This window comes from Halorussus sp. AFM4 (assembly GCF_051194995.1).
Taxonomy (GTDB): Archaea; Halobacteriota; Halobacteria; order Halobacteriales; family Haladaptataceae; genus Halorussus.
The window spans coordinates 172667-192048 of the sequence record NZ_JBNTJT010000004.1 but is presented as its reverse complement, the minus strand read 5'-3'; the positions used below and the strand labels follow the sequence as shown (position 1 = coordinate 192048).

Genomic DNA, 19382 nt, shown 5'->3' with positions numbered 1-19382 from the left:
ATTTTCTTACTGTCTAAACACTATAAACGATGGTCGACGTATCGCGAGACGAAATCACGGACGGGTCGCTCGTTCGCTCACTGCTGATTCTCGCGGCGCCGCTGGTCGTCCAGAACCTCGTGATCGTCGTCCAACAGGTCGTCGACACGTTCTGGGTCGGCCGGCTGGGGGAGAGCGCGGTCGCCGCCGTCGGCGCGGCGTTCCCCGTGACCGCGCTGCTGTTCAGCGTCACCACGATGCTGCTCACCGGGACGCAGGTCGTCGTCTCCCAGCGCGCGGGCGCCGAGGACCTCGCCGGCGCGCGGCGGACCGCGTTCCACGGGCTGACCGCCGCGCTCGCTGGCGGCGTCGCGGTCGCGATCGTCATCTTCCTCGGGGCCGACGCAGTCGTCGAACTGGTGCTCTCTGGGAACTCGGTGGTCCCGCTCGCGGCCACCTACCTGGCGTGGCTCGCCGTGCTCTTCCCGTTCGCGAGCATGAGCGACGCGCTGGAGGGCGGGTTCATCGGCTGGGGCGACTCCCGGGCGTCGATGTACGCGAACGTCTCGGCGGTCGCCACCAACGTCGCGCTCGACCCGTTCCTCATCCTCGGCTGGGGACCGTTCCCGCGGCTCGAGATGCAGGGCGCGGCGCTGGCGACCGGCTTCGGCTACCTGGTCAGCTTCCTCGTCATGTTCGGGCTCTTCGTGCGGGGGCGCGACGGGTTCGTCCTCGCCCGGTCGGCGGTCGGCTTCGACCGCGAGGAGTACCGCGAGATACTCGACGTCGGCCTCCCGCGGGGCGCCCAGACCGCGGCCAGCCAGTCGGTCCGGGTGCTCGTCATCGCGGTCATCTCGGCGGTCGGCACCCCCGCCGCGCTGGCGGCGTACAACATCGGCGCCCAGGTCGCGACCGTCGCCTTCGTCCCCGCCCAGGGGCTGATGAGCGCGGCCCAGAGCGTCGTCGGCCAGAACCTCGGCGCGAACCGGCCCGACCGGGCGCGCCGGGCGACCTGGGTCGGCGCCGGCATCGCCGCGGCGGGGCTGACCGCCATCGGCTCGGTTCAGTGGCTCGCGCCCGAGCTCATCGTCACGACGTTCGTGCCGGACATGTCGGCCGAGGGCGTCGCGCTGAGCGTCCGGTACCTCGACATCCTCGTGCTGGGCTACTGGGCCATCGGCGCGATGTACCTGTTCGAGGCCGGGTTCAACGGCGCGGGCCGGACCGCGGTCAGCCTGGCCGCGAACCTGCTGAAGTACTGGGCGGTCCGGCTGCCCGTCGCCGCGGTCGGCGCGCTGGTGCTCGACTACGGCGTGCTCGCGGTGTTCTGGGCGGTCACCGTCTCGAACGTGGTCGCCGCGGTCGGCGCGGGGCTGTACTACTACTACACCACCAACAACGGGATGCTCCAGCGCGCCGCCGAGAAGGCGGCCGCGAGCGCCGACTGACTGGACAGGGCCGAGTTTTCTCCGTCGCCGTCCGGACCCGCTACTCCACCCGCACCGTCCGCGAGTCGGTCACGGGGAGCAGCGGGAGCTCCGGGAAGACGACCTCGACGGTGTACTCCATCTCGTCGTCGGCGCCGCCGAAGACCCCGACCGGGACCGCGGTCTCGCCGTCGAGGTAGGTGGTCGTCTCGGTCATCTCGACGCCGTTGACCGTCACGCGGAGGCCTACCTGGGCGCCGTCGCCCGCGTTCCGGACCGTCACCTCGCGCATGTCGTTCTCGCCCCGCGGAATCGCGTCGGGGAACGTCCCCCACTCGACCTCGATCCGCGGCAGGTCGCCCGCGCTCTCGAGGACCGCCTCGGCCACCCCTGCCGAGAGGCCCGCGTCGACCAGCCCGGACTCGCCGGCCGCCCGGACGTCGGCGGGCGTGGCGATGCCCTCCTTGGCGAGCTTGCTCGCCCGGCCCGACCCCACGCCGTCGATGGCGGTGAGCCCGACCGCGTCGGAGCTGACGCCGTGCTCGATGCGGGCCTCGACGCGGCTGGCGAGGTTGGCGGCCCGCGGCCGGTCGAACCGGTCGAGGAACGCCCGGAGCGCCGCCAGCAGCCGGAGCGCGTTCTGGGTGATGACCCAGGCGTCGCTCCGGAGCTCGGCGGGCGTGGTGCCGGTCATCGTCGAGCGCAGGATGGCCAGCACCTTGCGCGCGCCGGGGTCGAGGTCGCCGGCGCCCTGGCCGACCAGCACCGAGTCGACCGCCTCGCGCTCGGACTGGCGGGCGCTCACGCTGTCGAACTCAGCGGCGTCGGCCACGGTCCGGAGGATGTCGCCGGTCTCGACCGTCTCGCGCTGGGCGAGGTCGCGGAACTCCCCGGCGGTGTCGAGCCGGAGGTAGAACTTCGAGGCGAGCCGGCCCAGCGGCGTGGCCGAGACGTCGAGCCGGTCGCCGGTCTCGACGAACCCGCGGTCGACCAGGCGCTCGAGGGTGGCCCGCACCCGGTCGCGCAGCCCCTCGAAGTCGTACTCGTCGGGGTTCGACTCGGCCCGGACGTAGTAGAAGGTGGTCTCGAGCCACTCCATCACGTCCTCGAGCCCGCGGATGGTGCCCATCGCGATCTCGGCGTTGAGGTGGGCGTCGATGTCCTCGGCGAGCCGGGACTCGATCTCCTTGCCGTCCCGGAGCAACTGGCGGTACTTGTCGGCCTCGGCGCGGTCGCAGACCACCCAGCCGTAGCCCACGTCGTCGTACTCGGGCCGGCCGGCCCGGCCGAGCATCTGGAGGATGTCCAGCGGGCTCATGTCGACCTCGCCCTCCAGGGGGTCGTGGAGCTTCGTGTCCCGCAGCACGACGCACCGCGCGGGGAGGTTGACGCCCCACGCCAGCGTGGAGGTCGAGAACAGCAGCTCGATCTTGCCCTCCTTGAACCACTCCTCGACCCGGTCCTTGTCGGCCTTCGAGAGGCCGGCGTGGTGGAAGGCCACCCCGTCGAGCACCGACTGCCGGAGCGTGTCGTTCTGGAGCTCCTTCGCGTCGTTGTGGAAGTCGTAGTCGCCGCGGGCGCCGATCGGGACGTCGCGCTCGGCCAGCTCGTCGCGGGCCTTCTTGGCGGCCTGGACGGTGTCCTGGCGGGAGGAGACGAAGACCAGCGCCTGGCCGTCGTCGCGGATGTGGGGCTCGGCCAGGTCGAGCGCCCGGTAGAGCCGCCGGTACTTGTCTGCGAACGAGTTGTCGCCGTGGGTGTAGGTCTCGACGCCCGAGTGGAGGTCGACCGGCCGGTAGTCGTCGCCGAACTCGAAGGTGGTCTCGGGCGGGGCGTCGAGCCACGCCGCCACGTCCTCGACGTTCGGCATCGTCGCCGAGAGCGCGACCACGCGGGGGTCGGTGAGCCGCCGGAGCCGCGAGACCGTCACTTCGAGGACGCTCCCGCGCTTCTCGGAGTCGAGCAGGTGGACCTCGTCGATGACGCAGCAGTCGACCTCCCGGATGAACGCGTAGCGCCGCGAGTCGTGCTTGCGGGTGGCGGAGTCGGCCTTCTCGGGGGTCATCACCAGGATGTCGGCGCGCTCGGCCCGGCGGGGGTTGAGGTCGCGCTCGCCGGTGACGACGTACACCGAGTAGCCCAGGTCCTCGAAGCGCTCCCACTCGCTCTCCTTCTCGTTGGTCAGCGCCCGCATCGGGGCGACGAAGAGGGCGGTGCCGCCGGCCTCCAGCGTCCGACAGATGGCGAGCTCGGCCAGCGCGGTCTTGCCGCTGGCGGTCGGCGCGCTCGCGACCACGTTCTCGTCGGTCCCGACGAGCGCGTCGACGACCTCGCGCTGCATGTCGTTGAACTCCTCGAACGGGAACACCTCGGCGAACTCGGGGTCGGGGACGGCCTCGGCGACTTCCATCGTTCGTTCCACGGCGACGCGGTCCCAAAGGCGTTTCTCTATGGTCGCGGACAGGTCGGGCCGGCGGCCCCCTCGGCGCAGTCGATTCGACAGACTGCTCCCGGACCCCGCTCACCACGCCTCGCGGAGCACCGCCTCCACGTCCTCGGGGGTCGCGTCCAGGCCGGTCGGCGCGCGCTCCATCATGTGGTCGTCGACGACGAACTCCGCGATGGCGGGCAGGTCCGCCTCGCGGGTCTCCGGGAGGTCGCGCAGGCGGGTCGGCACGCCGAGCGCGTCGCGCAGCTCCGCCACCGCGTCGACGACCGCCTCGGCCACCTCGTCGTCGGACTTCCCGTCCGGGTCGACGCCGAACCCCTCGGCCAGCAGGCCGCGGGCCGCGTCGACCTCCGCGAAGAGGTACCGGAGGACGTGGGGGACCACCACCGCGTGGACCGCGCCCTGCTGGACGTCGTACCGGCGAGAGAACCCGTGGCCGAACGCGTGGACGACCGAGAGCTTCCGGTCGAGCTGGACCAGCAGCGCGCCGGCCACGACGCGGTCCATCGCGTCGGCGGCGTCCTCCGCACCACTCTCCTCCCCGACGACCGCCGGGAGCGCGTCGCGCAGCAGCCGGAGGCCGTGGACCGCGGTCGCGTCGCTGACGGGGTCGGCGTCGCGGGCGTAGGGGGTCTCGATGCCCTTGTCGACGCCGTTCATCGCCGACCCGGCCAGCGCGCCGGTCGGCGTCGTCTCGAACAGCGCGGGGTCGGCGAAGTCCGCGATCGGCATCGCCGAGCCGCTGGCGGTGACCGGCTGGCCGGTCGGCGACTCGTCGGCCGACAGCACCTCCAGCGAGCCGCCGGCCGAGACGTCCGCGCCGGCCAGCGTCGTCGGGATCACGACCACGGGCGGCCGCTCGCCGGCGGTCGCGTCCGGCGGGGTCACGTCCCCGTCGTCGCGGGCCTCCTCGCGGAGGTCGGCCAGCGAGCGCCCGTCGGCCGCGAAGACGCTGGCCTGCCGGGCCACGTCGAGGCTGCTGCCGCCGCCGACGCCGACCAGGACGTCGGCGTCGTGTTCCGCCATCGCGTCGATGGCCTCGAAGGCGGCCTCGGCCTGTTTCTCGGGCGTGGTTCCGTCGAAGACGCCCGCGAGGCGGTCGCCCAGCCCGTCGCGGATCGGGTCCATCAGGTCGTCGTTGGCCCCGACGTTCGACCCGCAGACGACCAGCGCGCGGTCGAGGCCGCGGTCGGCGAGGTACTCGCCCAGTCGGTCCGCGCAGCCGCGGCCGTAGACGACGTCGCAGCCGCGGTACTCGTACTCGAAGGCGTCGGCTACCGGGAGCATGGGACCCGATTCGGGCGCGGTCGCAATGAAGGTGGATGCTCGGGCGGAGTCGGTGGTCGACCACCGGGCGCAACCGCCTCCCCGGCTGCGCCTCGCTACTTCTCGCCGAGCAGTAGCTCGCGCAGCTCCGCGGGCGAGGCGGCCACCGCGTCGGCCGCCGAGAGGTCCAGCTCCTCGTCCGACTGGTTCCGGTAGCCGACCGCGGTCATCCCCGCCGCCTTCGCCGACTTCACGCCGTTCGTGGAGTCCTCGACCGCGATGCACTCCTCGGGCGCGGCGCCGACCCGCTCGGCGGCGTACTCGTAGACGTCGGGCTCGGGCTTGCTCCGGCCGTCGATCTCCTCGGCGCTGATGACCTCGTCGAACGCATCGCGGAGGTCGAACCGGTCGAGCATCCGGTCGATCCAGTCGCGGGGCGACGACGAGACCAGCGCGACGGTCCGGCCGTCCGCGCGGAGGTCGGCGACCAGCTCCGCGAACCCCTCCATCAGGTCGACCCGCTCGCCGTAGATGTCGCGGGCGGCCTCCTCGTAGCGGGCGACGAACTCCTCCTTGCTCGCGGTCGTCTCGTGGCGCTCTTCGAGGTGGTCGTAGATCTCCCGGAAGTTCATCCCGGTGGTCTCGCTGGTGTCGGGCTCGCCGTCGACCGCCGCGGGGAGGATCTCCTCCCGCTCGGTCTCGACCCAGTAGCGCTCGGAGTTCACGATGACGCCGTCCATGTCGAACAGCACAGCCGTCGATTGCACGCCCCGACAGACGTGACGAATCGAGAAAGGTTTTCCGCGCCACGAGGTGCCGGAGCGAGAGGTCCGGGAGCGCCGCGAGAGCCGAGCTACCCCGTCAGGCGTCCTGGCGGCGGCGCCACTCGTCGCGGACGGTGAGGCCGACCCCGCCGACGCCGACGAGGACGCCCCAGGCCACGGCGCTCGGCGCGTCGAGCGCGCTGGCGGCGAGAAATCCGGCCACGGCGAGGGTGACGAGCAGCGCGGTTTCTTTCGTGTCGCGGGGTGCGAGGGTTTAAGGCCGAGAACGCGACGAACCCGGCCCGTGAGCGAGACAGTCCACGTCTACGCCGGAGAGTGCACCACGACCTACACCGCGAGCGACGACGCCGGGGACGAGCCGACCCGCCGGCGCGGCCGGGTCGTGGTGGTCCACAAGCCCGACGGCACCGTGCTGGTCCACGACGCCGCGGGGTACCAGCCGGTCGCGTGGCTCACCCGCGCGAACGCGGTCCACCGCGAGGTCGACGGCGACGGCGGGTTCGCCCTGGTCGCGGTCAAGGAGCGCGAGCGACTCCGGGTCGAGAGCCGCGGCCAGGCCCACCGGGGCAGCCACGCCGCGACCCCGGCGGGCGTCGAGGTGGGCACCTGCCCCGACTGCGACGGCACCCTCGTCCGGGCCCGCGGAACAATCACCTGCCTCGACTGCCCGGCCGAGTACGGCCTGCCCCGGGACGCCGCGACGCTCGACGAGACCTGCGACTGCGGGCTGCCCCGGATGGCGGTCGACCGCGGGGCGCGCTTCGAACTGTGCGTCGACCGGAACTGCGAGGACCTCGACGCCGCGGTCCGCGACCGGTTCGACCGCCAGTGGTCGTGCCCCGACTGCGGCGGCGACCTCCGGGTGCTGCGCGAGCGCACCCTCTTCCTGGGCTGCGAGAACTACCCCGACTGCGAGGCGACGTACGCGCTCCCCGACCGGGAGGTGGTCGGCGCCTGCGACTGCGGCCTGCCGCGGGTCCGGGCGGAGGACGACGGCGGCGGGTCGCCGGGCGACGCCGACACTCGGTGTCTCGACCCCGACTGCCGACAGACGGACGGCGGAGAAGCGGAGGAGGCGCCCAGTTAGCCCTCGGTGACGTCGGCCCGCGCGCTCCGAACGCGGTCGGAACCGACCCAGACGACCAGGCCGACCGCCGCGGCCGAGAGCGCGAGGACCGACTTGGTCGTGCCCGCGACGCCGACCGCGAGCGCCCCGAGGGCCGTCGAGAGCGCCAGCGCCCGGGCCGGCCGCTGGTCGGTGAGGCGGACCGCGACGGCCAGGAAGAGCGCGCCGACCGCCGCGCCGGCGACCACGTCGACGACGTAGTGGACCCCGAGCACGACCCGCGAGGCCGCGACCAGGACGCTGACGGCGGCCGCGACGACCAGCCGCCGGTCGCGGTCCCAGGCGTCCAGTACGAGCGCGCCGGCGCCGTAGACGGCGGTCGTCTTGAGCGCGTGGCCGCTGGGGAAGCCGTAGCCGTCGCCGGTCACCATCGACTCGTAGGCGGCGTGACCGACCGCCGGCACCCACGCCGGCGGCGTCGCGGTCGCGGCGCCCGGCGGCCGCGGCAGTCCGAAGGCGTGCTTGAGCGCGACCGTCAGCGAGTAAGCGCCGACGGTCAGTGCGAGCAGGTAGACGCAGTCCCGCGCGGGCGCGTCCGTGAGCGAGCGGTCCCGCCACGCCAGCACGAACAGCGCGCAGACGGCGACGACCACGAACCACATGTCGCCGAGCTGCGTGACCAGGCCGGCGACGGCGGTCGCCGCCTCGGGAAGCCCCGCGAGCAGTTCCGTCTCGCCGATACCGCGTGACATTCGTTCCGGACCAGACAGGACAATAGCATAAACGTTCTGGTAGGACTGGTTTACGGTCGAACACCGGTATGCGACCGCCGTGCCGGGACCGCCGGCCCACGTCCGCCCGGGTCGACACCGGAGCCCCTTTGACGCCGCGAACCGGAACGACGACCATGGACGGACGCCTCCGCGACGGCGAGGTGGTGGTCGGCGGCGACGCCCGCCAGCGCTTCTACGACTCGAGCGGCTACGGCCGGCCGCTCGGCGGCCAGGAGGTCGCCCTGTCGCGGGTCGAGGCCGCCTACCTGCTGTTCAAGGGCGACATCGACTCGGTCGAGGGGATGGGCTTCCGCGAGCTGCTGGCCGACGCCGGCGGCGAGATCGCCACCCGCTTTCTGGTGTACGCCGACCTGCGCGACCGGGGGTTCTACCTCTCGCCCGCCCGCGAGGGGTGGGTCGACGCCCCGCGGTCGAACGTCGACCTGGTGGTCTACCCCCGCGGGAAGGGCCCGTGGGACGACGCCGTGCTCTACCGAATCCGGGTCGTCGGCGAGCGCGCGTCGGTGCCGGCCGCCGACCTCGGCGACTCGGTGCTGGCGGTCGTCGACGAGGAGAGCGAGATCACCTACCTGGAGACCGACGGCGCCGATCTCCGCGGGAGCTCCGGCGCCGACCTCCCGCGGGACGTCGACGCCGACCTGCTCGACGACCGGGTACTGGTGTGGGACCCGCCCGGGCCGCTCCACGAGCGGGGGTTCTACGGCCAGCCGCTCGACGACCGGGACGGCCACCCCGACCGGCCGAGCGCGCTCCAGCTCTCGCTGGTCGAGGCCGCCTACCTGGCCGACGAGGGCGTGCTCTCGCTCGACGCCGGGGCGGCCCGCGAGCGGGGCCGCGAGGTCGAGGGCGAGCGGTTCGACCGCCGGCTCCGGGTGTACCGGGCGCTCCGGGAGCGCGGCGTCGTGCCCAAGACCGGCTTCAAGTTCGGCGCGGACTTCCGGACCTACGCCGACGTGGAGTCGGTCGACGACCTGGGCCACTCGGAGGCGCTGGTGCGGGTGCTGCCGGCCGACCACGTCTTCTCGCCCCGGGACCTCGCGCTCGACGTGCGGCTGGCCCACGGCGTCCGCAAGCGGATGGTGTTCGCGCTCGTCGGGTCAGCGGGTGTGTCCTGGCTGGCCGTGAAGCGGCTGACGCCGTGAGCAGGGACCGCCCGCACCGACACGATTTACCCCCGAAGCGAACGCTTTTTGGAGGTTCCGCCACCTACCACGGGTAACTGGAATGTCCCGAGACACGGAGCCCGACGGCGTCGAGGCACCGCCCGACGACCACGACCAGCGGGGCGGGCGACGCTGGCGCGCGGACGACGAGGCGCTCCTGCCCGACGGCGGCGCGGAGGCCGCCGGCGCCGACGACGTCGCCCTCGACCCGTGGGGCTCCTCGACAGTGGCGGACTACCGGAAGCTGTTCGAGGAGTTCGGCATCGAGGAGTTCGACGAGCTGCTGCCCAAGGTGCCCGACCCCCACTACCTGATGCGCCGCGGGGTCATCTTCGGCCACCGCGACTACCGGCGGGTGGCCGAGGCGATGCGCGACGACGAACCCTTCGCGGCGCTCTCGGGGTTCATGCCGACCGGCGACCCCCACATCGGCCACAAGCTCGTGTTCGACGAGATAATCTGGCACCAGCAGCAGGGCGGGGACGCCTACGCGCTCATCGCCGACCTGGAGGCCCACAGCGCCCGCGGGATGACCTGGGACGAGATCGACGAGCACGCCCGCGACTACCTGCTGAGCCTGCTGGCGCTCGGGTTCGACCCCGAGGAGGGCGAGCTCTACCGCCAGTCGGGCGACCGCGACGTCCAGGACCTCGCCTTCGAGCTGGGGTCGAAGGCCAACTTCTCGGAGCTGGAGAACATCTACGGCTTCTCGGGCGAGACCAGCGTCTCGCACATGCAGAGCGTCGTGACCCAGATGGCCGACATCCTCTACCCCCAGCTAGAGGAGCCTAAACCGACGGTCATCCCGGTCGGGCCCGACCAGGACCCCCACGTCCGACTGGCCCGCGACCTCGCGGCCCGGATGCGCTACTTCGGCGTCACGAAGGCCTACGCCAGCTTCGAGGCCGGCCCCGAGGAGCGCGAGCTGCTGGCTGCCGCGTACGCCGCGCTCTCCGAGGAGGCCGAGGAGCGCGCCGAGGGCGGGGAGGCCGAGCCGGTCCGGTGCGAGGACGCCGCCGACTGGCTCGAGGACGAGATGGCCGCGGACGACGCCCGCGACAGCGTCGTGGCGAAGCTCCGGGAGGCCGGCAAGGAGCCCCTGCGGCCCCGGGTCCGGTTCCTCGACCGGAACGCGACCGACGAGGCGTTCGAGGCGCTCATCGAGGCCGTCGAGGGCGAGAAGCGGGTGTTCGAGGAGCACGTCGACGCGTTCGACCTCGACCGCGAGGCCGCCGAGGAGCTGGCCCGCGAGGTCGAGATCGACCACGGCGGCTACGGCTTCGTCGCGCCCTCCTCGATCTACCACCGGTTCATGACCGGGCTCACCGGCGGGAAGATGTCCTCGTCGGTACCGGCCAGCCACATCAGCCTGCTCGACGACCCCGAGGACGGCTACGACAAGGTGAAGGCCGCGACCACGGGCGGCCGCGAGACCGCCGAGGAGCAGCGCGAGCTCGGCGGCCGGGCCGACGAGTGTCCGGTGTACGAGCTGTACGCCTACCTGCTGGCGGGCGACGACGACGAGTTCGCCCGGGAGGTGTACGACGAGTGCGTCGGCGGCGAGCGGCTCTGTGGCGACTGCAAGGAGCAGGCCGCCCGGCTGATGCGCGAGTTCCTGGCCGAGCACCAGGAGAAGCGCGAGGAGGTCGAGCACCTGCTGGAGGCGGCCGACATCGAACTCGACAGCGACCGCAAGCGCGACTGACCGCTCGTTCTGCCACCGCCGGCGCGCTCCGAGCGTCCTCGTTCGCCGCGCCGGCGGGCGTCGCGGTTCCCTCGCCGTTCGTTTCAACAACAGTTAACCGCTCGCGGCCGGAGGGACGACACATGGCGACTGCGAACGCGAACAGACTCGAACCGCTCGGCATCGGCGTCGGCGTGCTGCTCGTCCTCGTCGGCATCGCGACACTCGTCGGCACGCCGTGGGCGTACAAGTCCGGCGGCGTCGTCCTGCTGCTCGGCCAGGCGCTCGGCGCGGTGGCGGCCATCGCCATCGGTGCCGGCCTCGCGTGGGTGGCCCGGGACTGACGTCGCCGGCCCGGACGACAGAGGCGGACGCGAAGCCGCCGGGGGGACAGACGGTCGATTCGGAGACTTCTTCTCGACACGGACCACAGTACGGCAGAACCTCGACCTGAGCGAGTAGACGGAGCAACCGAACTCGGTGCGCCGGGACAGTCGAGCTCGGAAGGTAGCGAGCCGCAGATCGGCGAGTCGAGGAATCGGAGACCGTCGGTGACGACGGGTGAGAGCCGGCGAAAAGCGAGGAGACGGCCCGGTTACTTGTTCGGCAGGAAGGCGAGGCCGAGCAGCAGCGCGACGGTGAGCCCGCTCAGGATGGCCACGCCCCACAGGCCGGCCATTCGCTCGTTGAAGTGGTTCCGCGCCTCGACCTGCTCCTGGTACTCCTGGACCTGCGGCGACAGCTGGAGGAGCGTCGTCTGCTCGCCGTCGACCGTCCCGTTCACGAAGTGGCCGACGAACGTCCGGTTGTCGTTCTCGGGACCGAGCGAGACCTCCGCGCCCTCGCCCACCGACGTCTCCTCGGTGCGCGGCGCGGTCCAGGTCAGAATCGCGGCGTCGGCGGTGACGTTGGACACGGTCGTCTGATTGCCGTTGAACTGGAAGGTCTGGCCCTCCGAGTACTGCCGGGTGTCGGGCTGGCCGAACTGCTGGCGCTTGTACTCCTCGACCGGGACGAGCGACTTGTTGCCCCCGCTCTGGTTGACCACGACGAACTCGGTCCCGCCCTGCGTCACCGTGGTGACGTTGTCGCTCAGGTTGAACTGCTGGCGGACGGTGAACTGGCCGGGGTCGGAGGTGTTCGGGATGAGGACCCGGTAGGTGGAGTTGTCGAGCTGGACGGTCGAGTTGTTCGCCCACTCGGCGGTGTAGCGCGCCGACTGGTTGACCCGCGCCAGCGTCGCTTCGCCGTCACCGACCGAGGCGACCGTGTACTCGTACCCGTTGACGGCGACCGTCTCGTTCTGGGCGTACGTCTCCCCTTCGAGGTCGATCGCCGGCTCCTGGGCCACGCCGATGAGCGTGTAGGACCCGGCGGCGATCACGAGGAAGAGGACGGCGTACACCGTCGCGGCTCGTCGTTGCATGTTCGAAGCCTTCTGACGCGGGCCGTTTAACGATTACTTTTCGGCGACGGGACCGGGACCGCATCGCCGACGAAACCGGGGGTGCGTCGCCGGCGAGCGAACCTCGCGGGCGGCGAGTTCGAATCGTCGCGGATCGGATCGCCGAGCGCGTGATTTTTCCGCCGGGCGCGCGACGTCCCGGACATGATCCCGGTAGGAGGCGGTGACGCGTGAGCGGGAACAAGCAGGAGCTCCGCGAGCGCGTCTGGGACCGCCTCGAGCAGGAGGGCGTCGCCCGGTTCCCGTTCCCGCCCCACGACCGCATCCCGAACTTCGCAGGGGCCGAGGACGCCGCCGACCGGCTGGCCGAGACCGACGAGTGGCGGGCGGCCGACGCGATCAAAGCCAACCCCGACGCGCCCCAGTTACCGGTCCGGCGGCGCGCGCTCCGCGAGGGCAAGACCGTCTACATGGCGGTGCCGCGGCTCCGCGACGAGCAACCGTTCTACGAGCTCGACCCGGCGGCGATTCCGCCCGAGGAGTACGACAGCGCGCCGACCGTCTCGCACGTCGAGTCCCACGCCCGGCAGGTCGCGCCCGAGGAGGTGGCGCCCGTCGACCTCGTGGTGTCGGGCAGCGTCGCGGTCACTGAGGACGGCGCCCGCGTCGGCAAGGGAGAGGGGTACAGCGACCTCGAGTACGCGGTCCTCCGGGAGCTAGGGCTCGTCGACGCCGGGACGCCGGTCACGACCACGGTCCACGACGCCCAGGTGGTCGACGAGGCGGTCGCGGTCGAGGCTCACGACGTACCGATGGACCTCGTGGTCACGCCCACGCGGACGATCCAGACCGAGACGGCGTTCGAAAAGCCGCCGGGCGTATTCTGGGACGAGCTCTCCGAGGAGCGCGTCGCGGAGATCTCGGTGCTCGAAGGCCGGCGGCCGTAGTCCCTGGACTCGGACGCGAAAGGCGGTCGTTTCCGCGGCGCTCGATGCGTTGTCGTCGTTCGCCCCCGGTTCGTCTCTCCGTTTGATTCGCGTCGCACTACTGCTCACGGATTTCGACACTTTCCGGTTCTAGGCCGTTATAGCAGTAGCTCACCGTCATAGTTAGAGAAGAAACAGTATAAATCTTTCCCCTAGGTGAGCGCGGGCGGTCTTCTCGCAGCTGCTCCAAGCTCATCGAGGGCGACGGTATTCGCGAGTGATACCACCGCTTCGTTCTAATATACATAACGCACCGGGCGAGGGCACGAATAGCACACCCATAATTACAGCCATTCACATGGTGGTAGTAATAAAGATTGGCGGGAAGGATAACACCACTAACCTTGTTATATCTAGCTGTGTCCACGGCTTGGACGCGGGCAAAGAAAGGAAACTCACCGAGATCGAGGGCTTCGAACGAGCGAGAGATCGGTGAATGAATCCGCGAGTGCACAGACGGGATCCGACCTAGTTCTGTAATAGAGAACGGTGATCATCCCTATCCGAAGTCTGGTTTCAGGATTCCGACGCGAATGCTGGCCGTTCGGCCCGCTGAACGAACGTTCACGTGCGGCGCTCACCCCGAGGCGAACCGCAGCGGCACCGAAATCCGTTCTGAAATAGAGAACCGAGTGTGTGGCGGAGCGGATCCAACCGGCCGAGTGACGCGGTACCACGGTCCGAATCAATTAAGAGACGGGATTACGAGAACACATGTGATGCAAGCGCAATCAGAGGACGGAGTCCATCGACCCTCCGTCGAACGGCGCGTCGACGAGCTCCTCGAGGAGATGACCCTGGAGGAGAAGGCGGCGCAGCTCGGTTCGGTGAACGCCGAGAAGCTGCTCGACGACGGGAGCCTCGACCGCGAGGCCGTCGAGGAGCACCTCTCGGACGGCATCGGTCACCTGACCCGCATCGGCGGCGAGGGGAGCCTCCCTCCGCGGGAGGCCGCCGCGCGGACCAACGAGCTCCAGGAGTACCTGCGGGAGGAGACCCGTCTCGGCGTCCCGGCGATCCCCCACGAGGAGTGCCTGAGCGGGTACATGGGGCCCCAGGGGACCACGTTCCCCCAGACGATGGGGCTCGCGAGCACGTGGTCGCCCGAACTGGTCGCGGAGGTCACCGCGACCATCCGCGAGCAGCTGGAGGCCATCGGCACGGCCCACGCGCTCTCGCCGGTGCTCGACGTGGCCCGCGACCTCCGGTGGGGCCGGGTCGAGGAGACGTTCGGCGAGGACCCCTACCTGGTCGCGGCGCTGGCGTGCAGCTACGTCGACGGGCTCCAGGGCGACGGCGACGGCATCGCGGCGACGCTCAAGCACTTCGCGGGCCACGGCGCGGGCGAGGGCGGCAAGAACCGCAGCTCCGTCAACGTCGGCCGCCGCGAGCTCCGCGAGACCCACCTGTTCCCGTTCGAGGCCGCGGTCCGGACCGCCGACGCCGAGGCGGTGATGAACGCCTACCACGACATCGACGGCGTGCCGTGCGCCAGCGACGAGTGGCTGCTGACCGACGTGCTCCGGGGCGAGTGGGGCTTCGACGGAACCGTGGTCTCGGACTACTACAGCGTCGAGTTCCTCCGGAGCGAGCACGGCGTCGCGGCCTCCGAGCGCGAGGCCGGCGTGACGGCGGTCGAGGCCGGCATCGACGTCGAGCTCCCCTACACCGACTGCTACGGCGAGCACCTCGTCGAGGCGGTCGAGGCGGGCGAGCTCGCCGAGGCGACGCTCGACGCGGCGGTCCGTCGGGTTCTCCGCGCGAAGGTCCGGAAGGGCCTGCTCGACGACCCGACCGTCGACGCCGACGCCGCCGCCGAGCCGTTCGGGACCGACGAGGCCGAGGAGCTCACCGCCCGCGCCGCCGAGGAGTCGATGACCCTGCTGAAGAACGACGACGACCTCCTGCCGCTGGCCGGCGACGACCTCGACTCCGTGGCGGTCGTCGGGCCGAAGGCCGACGACGCCCAGGAGATGCTCGGCGACTACGCCTACGCCGCCCACTACCCCGAGGAGGAGGTCGAACTCGACGCGACCACGCCGCTCGACGCCGTCGAGGCCCGCGCCGACGAGGCCGGCTTCGACGTGCGCTACGAACAGGGGTGCACGACCACCGGCCCCTCGACCGACGGGGTCGACGACGCTGCCGACGCCGCGGCCGACGCCGACGTCGCGGTCGCGTTCGTCGGGGCGCGCTCGGCGGTCGACTTCTCGGACTTCGACGAGGCCCAGGTCGACAACCCGAGCGTCGCCACCAGCGGCGAGGGCTGCGACGTGGTCGACCTCGACCTCCCCGGCGTCCAGCGGGAGCTCGTCGAGACCGTCCACGACACCGGCACGCCGCTGGTCGTGGTCGTGGTCAGCGGCAAGCCCCACTCCATCGAGTGGATCGGCGAGAACGTCCCCGCGGTCGTGCAGGCGTGGCTCCCCGGCGAGCGCGGCGGCGAGGGCGTCGCCAGCGTGCTGTTCGGCGAGCACAACCCCGGCGGCCACCTCCCGGTCTCGATCCCGCGATCGGTCGGCCAGCTCCCGGTCCACTACAGCCGCAAGCCCAACACCGCCAACGAGGAGTACGTCTACGCCGAGAGCGCGCCGCTGTACCCGTTCGGCCACGGGCTGAGCTACACCGAGTTCGAGTACGGCGACCTCTCGCTGTCGACCGACGAGCTCGAACCCGCCGGCAGCGTCACCGCGGCGGTGACGGTCCGGAACGCCGGCGACCGCGCCGGCCGCGACGTCGTCCAGCTCTACGCCAGCGCCGAGAACCCGAGCCAGGCCCGGCCGGTCCAGGAGCTCGTCGGGTTCGAGCGGGTCCACCTGGAGGCGGGCGAGGAAAAGCGCGTGCGCTTCGAGGTCGACGCCTCCCAGCTGGCGTTCCACGACCGCGACATGGACCTCGCCGTCGAGGCGGGTCCCTACGAGTTCCGCGTCGGTGAGTCCGCGAGCGACATCGCGGACGCCGCGTCGTTCGAGGTGACCGCGACCAAGGAGGTCCCGGCCAACGGCCGGACCTACTTCACCGAGACCAGCGTCGAGGACGCCGAGTAGGCCGGGCTGACCGCCGGTCGTTCTCTTCTCTCTTCGCTCCGGCAAGTGCACCGCTGTTGCGTGTGCGAGTCGAAGGTGGCATCCCGCAGCGCGGGCGACCGCACCGGGGACGCGACCCGTGACAGGACAGATGCCTCGTTCGATACGTCGATGCTCCTCGGCGTCGGCTGGGCTCGGTCGGCGACCGCGTCGGGCGGACTCAGACGGTGACCGTGTCGTTCACGAGCTGTCCGATGCGGTCGATGTCGATGGTGACTTCATCGCCCTCGACGAGGGTGAACGTCTCCGGCGGCACGAGCGCGGTCCCGGTGAGCAGGACCAGCGTCTCGGGCAGGCTGTTGTGCTTCCGGAGGTACGACACCAGTTCCCCGCAGGTCGTCGCCATCTCGCCGGTCGAGGTCGAGTCCTCGAACATCGTCTCGCCGTCGCGCTCGATGGTCAGCGACATCGTGAGGTCGTGGGGGTCGCCGACGGTCTCGGCCGAGGCGACGCACGGGCCCAGCGAGCAGCACCGGTCGTACACCTTCGCCTGCGGGAGGTACAGCGGGTTCTCGCCCTCGATGTCCCGGCTGGAGACGTCGTTGCCGACGGTGTAGCCCACGACCTCGCCGCGGTGGAGCACGACGCCGAGCTCGGGCTCGGGCACGTTCCAGCTCGAGTCGCCCCGGACGCCGACGGCCTCCCGGGGCCCGACCGTGCGCGAGGGCGTCGCCTTCAGGAACAGCTCGGGGCGCTCGCTGTCGTAGACGTCGATGTAGACCTCGGGCTTGCCGCTCTCGGACTTGCGGGCCTCCTCGCTGATGCGGTAGGTGACGCCAGCGGCCCACACCTCCTCGGCCACGACCGGCTGGAGCGCGTCGGCCTCGGGGTTCGTCACGTCGAGCGCCTCGGCGTCCGGGATGCGGTTGCGCGCGACCTCGTCGACCGACGAACCGGTGGCGTTCGCCGCCCGGCAGAGTTCCGTGAACGAGCCGAGGTCCGGCGAAGCGGTCGTCAGGTCGTACGCGGCGCCTTCGTCGTCGACTGCGACGAGAGACGCAGCGTCGGTGCTGCACTCTCTGCCCGGGAGTCGGTAGTAGCGCATAGTTGCTCATGTGTGGATACCGTTAAAAGAGTATCGCCGCACCGGGTCGCCATCGACGCTCGAATCCCGGGGCTAGGCTCTTTGGCGCGGTATCCGCGACCTCCTCACGCGGATCACGCGATTCCCCCGCATCGTTCCGACGGGGGTCGAGAGGCGATGCCGGCGTCGAAAGCCTCCCCGTCGACTCAGTCACGACACTCGGAGACGTCGAATATCGCCTTGCACGTCTCACCGGAGAGGAACGCTTCGAACGCCTCGTCGGCATCGAGAATCGAGAACCGCGTGTCGACGAACGTCTCGAAGTCGATGGTGCCGTCGTCAAGCAGGCGCAGCGCGCGCTCGAAGTCCTCCCACATCGACGCGTACGAACACTGGAGGTCGATTTCGGAGCGCACCAACGGGGAGTACGGCATCGTCGTCTCGCCGGTCTGACCGACGAGAACTATCTGACCGCCCTTGCGCACGGCGTCGACCGACAGCTGGAGCCCGGACGGGTGGCCGGTCGTGTCGAAGACCACGTCGAACCCGATGCCGTCGGTCTGTTCGTCGAAGACCTCGTCGGTGTCCTCGGTCTCGACGTCGACGGTCTCGAACCCGAGTTCCTCCGCGAGCGGCAGTCGGTAGTCCGCGTCCTGCGCGACGCCTGCGACGAGTACGTCCCCGCCTTGGGCGTCTGCGACCTGAGCAGTGAGCAGTCCTATCGGTCCGGGGCCGGCGACCAGCACGCGGTCGGCAGGCCGAACGACCGAGTTGTGGATTACGGCCCGGGTCGCGATGCTCGTCGGCTCGACTATCGCGGCGCGTCGCGGTTCGAGGTCGTCGGGCACGGCGTGGAGCGCCGATTCGGGGACGGTCGTGTAGCCCGCGAACGCACCGTCGTGATCGACGCCGGTGATAACCGCGTTCTGACAGACGTTCTCGTTGCCGGACTTACACTGGTAACAGGTTCCGCAGCCCCGTATCGGTTGCTCGACGACCCGGTCGCCGACGGAAAACTCCGTGACCAGGTCACCGGTTTCGACGACCCGGCCGGTGTACTCGTGGCCGATGACGGTGGGGAGGTCCATCCGTTCGAACGCGCTCTCGAACTCGTATATCCCCGCATCGCTGCCGCAGAGCCCGGCGTAGTCGACTTCGACGAGCGCCTCGTCCGGACCTGGTTCCGGGACCTCGTACTCGCGGAGTTCCATGGAGCCGTGCTCGCGCCTCGTCTTTGTCAAACCCTTCACGTTTCGTGCCTCGCTCTCGTCAACTATAAAATTCGGGGGCTGTCGAACAGTCACACTTCGTCCAGATTTCGAACGGCTCTACGTCCCTTCTCCACCTGCTGTGAACTCCCCGGTCGAATACTTCTCTTTCCGAGACTTGTACCGGGTTGCTCGGTCGGGTGTCGCTGTCCTCGTCTCGACGGCGAACTACCTCGTTCGGGTCGGCTCACTCCTGGAACGCGTTGTTAGTCCTGGAACGCGTTGTTAGAGAAGCCGCCGTCGACGGTGAGAGTCTCGCCTGTTGTGTACGAGGCGGAGTCGCTGGCGAGATATATCGCCGCTCCGGCCAGTTCCTCTGGACGACCGATGCGGCCGACCTCGGTTTTCCGCTGGACTCCGTTCCGGCGCGGCGACCCCTTCGCGTAAGCGTCCTCCGTCTGGGGCGTCAGGAAGAACCCGGGCCGGATGGCGTTCACGCGAATCTCCGGGCCGAGTTCCTTCGCTGCGGCGCGCGTGTACGCGTCGACGCCGCCCTTCGCGGCGGTGTAGGCGGCGAGGTCGGGCATCGTCCGCAGCGGCGCCATCGACGAGACGGTGACGATGCTTCCCTCATCGATGGCCGGCGCGAACACCTGACAGGCGCGGTGCGTTCCGGTCAGCTGCACGTCGAGCACGCGGTTCCACTCCTCGTCCGAAACTGTCCGGAGCGACTCTCTCGCGACCGCCCCGGACGAGACGACCAAGGTATCGACGCCGCCGAGGGCGTCGACGGTCTCGTCCCGGAGCGCGACCAGCGACTCCCGGTCGGTCACGTCACAGGTCCGTTCGGTCGTCTCGGCGCCGCGATTCCGAATTTCGTCGGCGACCGCTTCGACGGCCTCCCGCGTTCGACTCGACGCGACGACGTCCGCCCCGTCCTCGGCGAACGCGAGCGCGATGGCGCGACCGATTCCGCTCGTGCCGCCGATGACGACCGCACGCTTTCCCTCGACCGTTACCAGACCGGTCGAAGCTGACTCGGACATACCGCTAGGTCACT

The 19382-nt window shown here is 70.7% G+C and carries 16 protein-coding genes; 7 read left to right on the top strand and 9 right to left on the bottom strand.

Translation table 11 applies throughout. The features are described 5' to 3' along the window. Positions 1 to 29: 29 nt before the first annotated feature. Entirely contained in the window at positions 30 to 1427 is a 1398-nt protein-coding gene (locus ACQUQF_RS18300; RefSeq protein WP_435180570.1) for an MATE family efflux transporter, read from the top strand. A gap of 40 nt (positions 1428 to 1467) precedes the next feature. On the opposite strand, the gene ACQUQF_RS18295 is transcribed toward ACQUQF_RS18300, so the two are convergent. The 4 genes from ACQUQF_RS18295 to ACQUQF_RS18280 form a co-directional block, all read right to left on the bottom strand. Next, the gene (locus tag ACQUQF_RS18295; RefSeq protein ID WP_435180569.1) at positions 1468 to 3816 is read right to left on the bottom strand and encodes a DEAD/DEAH box helicase; all 2349 of its coding nucleotides are present in this window, start codon (positions 3814 to 3816) and stop codon (positions 1468 to 1470) included. A 111-nt stretch (positions 3817 to 3927) separates the two neighbouring features. Then, positions 3928 to 5142, bottom strand: coding sequence for an iron-containing alcohol dehydrogenase family protein (locus ACQUQF_RS18290; RefSeq protein WP_435180568.1), 1215 nt, complete (start codon positions 5140 to 5142; stop codon positions 3928 to 3930). Positions 5143 to 5237: 95 nt separating this feature from the next. Continuing rightward, positions 5238 to 5888 (bottom strand): HAD family hydrolase, encoded by a 651-nt coding sequence (locus tag ACQUQF_RS18285; RefSeq protein ID WP_435180567.1) that lies wholly within the window; start codon positions 5886 to 5888, stop codon positions 5238 to 5240. A 94-nt stretch (positions 5889 to 5982) separates the two neighbouring features. Next, positions 5983 to 6108 carry a hypothetical protein gene (locus ACQUQF_RS18280; protein WP_435180566.1) on the bottom strand — a complete coding sequence of 42 codons (126 nt, stop codon included), beginning with the start codon at positions 6106 to 6108 and terminating at the stop codon, positions 5983 to 5985. An 81-nt stretch (positions 6109 to 6189) separates the two neighbouring features. Here ACQUQF_RS18280 and ACQUQF_RS18275 point away from each other — a divergent pair, with 81 nt between their 5' ends. Continuing rightward, positions 6190 to 6993 (top strand): topoisomerase DNA-binding C4 zinc finger domain-containing protein, encoded by an 804-nt coding sequence (locus ACQUQF_RS18275; RefSeq protein ID WP_435180565.1) that lies wholly within the window; start codon positions 6190 to 6192, stop codon positions 6991 to 6993. Here the strand turns inward: ACQUQF_RS18275 and ACQUQF_RS18270 are convergent. Further along, positions 6990 to 7724: a phosphatase PAP2 family protein gene (locus tag ACQUQF_RS18270; RefSeq protein ID WP_435180564.1), complete on the bottom strand. Its 735-nt coding sequence runs from the start codon at positions 7722 to 7724 to the stop codon at positions 6990 to 6992. The genes ACQUQF_RS18275 and ACQUQF_RS18270 overlap by 4 nt on opposite strands. A gap of 155 nt (positions 7725 to 7879) precedes the next feature. On the opposite strand from ACQUQF_RS18270, the gene endA reads away from it, so the two are divergent. From endA to ACQUQF_RS18255, 3 genes are all read left to right on the top strand, one after another. Then, positions 7880 to 8908, top strand: a complete 1029-nt coding sequence (gene endA / locus ACQUQF_RS18265) for a tRNA-intron lyase (protein ID WP_435180563.1) — start codon at positions 7880 to 7882, stop codon at positions 8906 to 8908. An 82-nt stretch (positions 8909 to 8990) separates the two neighbouring features. Beyond that, positions 8991 to 10634: a tryptophan--tRNA ligase gene (locus tag ACQUQF_RS18260; protein WP_435180562.1), complete on the top strand. Its 1644-nt coding sequence runs from the start codon at positions 8991 to 8993 to the stop codon at positions 10632 to 10634. 122 nt (positions 10635 to 10756) lie between these two features. After that, positions 10757 to 10957, top strand: a complete 201-nt coding sequence (locus tag ACQUQF_RS18255) for a hypothetical protein (protein ID WP_435180561.1) — start codon at positions 10757 to 10759, stop codon at positions 10955 to 10957. 251 nt (positions 10958 to 11208) lie between these two features. Here the strand turns inward: ACQUQF_RS18255 and ACQUQF_RS18250 are convergent, their stop codons facing one another. Beyond that, complete coding sequence (locus ACQUQF_RS18250) at positions 11209 to 12039, bottom strand: hypothetical protein (protein WP_435180560.1); 831 nt, start codon at positions 12037 to 12039, stop codon at positions 11209 to 11211. A 209-nt stretch (positions 12040 to 12248) separates the two neighbouring features. Between ACQUQF_RS18250 and ACQUQF_RS18245 the strand changes: the two genes are divergently transcribed. Both ACQUQF_RS18245 and ACQUQF_RS18240 read left to right on the top strand, forming a co-directional pair. Next, positions 12249 to 12965: a 5-formyltetrahydrofolate cyclo-ligase gene (locus ACQUQF_RS18245; RefSeq protein ID WP_435180559.1), complete on the top strand. Its 717-nt coding sequence runs from the start codon at positions 12249 to 12251 to the stop codon at positions 12963 to 12965. Between the two features lie 758 nt (positions 12966 to 13723). Then, the gene (locus ACQUQF_RS18240) at positions 13724 to 16051 is read left to right on the top strand and encodes a glycoside hydrolase family 3 N-terminal domain-containing protein (protein ID WP_435180558.1); all 2328 of its coding nucleotides are present in this window, start codon (positions 13724 to 13726) and stop codon (positions 16049 to 16051) included. A 199-nt stretch (positions 16052 to 16250) separates the two neighbouring features. Here the strand turns inward: ACQUQF_RS18240 and ACQUQF_RS18235 are convergent, their stop codons facing one another. The 3 genes from ACQUQF_RS18235 to ACQUQF_RS18225 form a co-directional block, all read right to left on the bottom strand. Further along, complete coding sequence (locus ACQUQF_RS18235; protein WP_435180557.1) at positions 16251 to 17135, bottom strand: fumarylacetoacetate hydrolase family protein; 885 nt, start codon at positions 17133 to 17135, stop codon at positions 16251 to 16253. Positions 17136 to 17320: 185 nt separating this feature from the next. Then, a complete protein-coding gene (locus tag ACQUQF_RS18230; protein ID WP_435180556.1) occupies positions 17321 to 18364 on the bottom strand; it encodes a zinc-dependent alcohol dehydrogenase in 1044 nt (347 codons plus the stop codon). Positions 18365 to 18588: 224 nt separating this feature from the next. Continuing rightward, the gene (locus ACQUQF_RS18225; RefSeq protein WP_435180555.1) at positions 18589 to 19368 is read right to left on the bottom strand and encodes an SDR family NAD(P)-dependent oxidoreductase; all 780 of its coding nucleotides are present in this window, start codon (positions 19366 to 19368) and stop codon (positions 18589 to 18591) included. Positions 19369 to 19382: the final 14 nt, after the last annotated feature.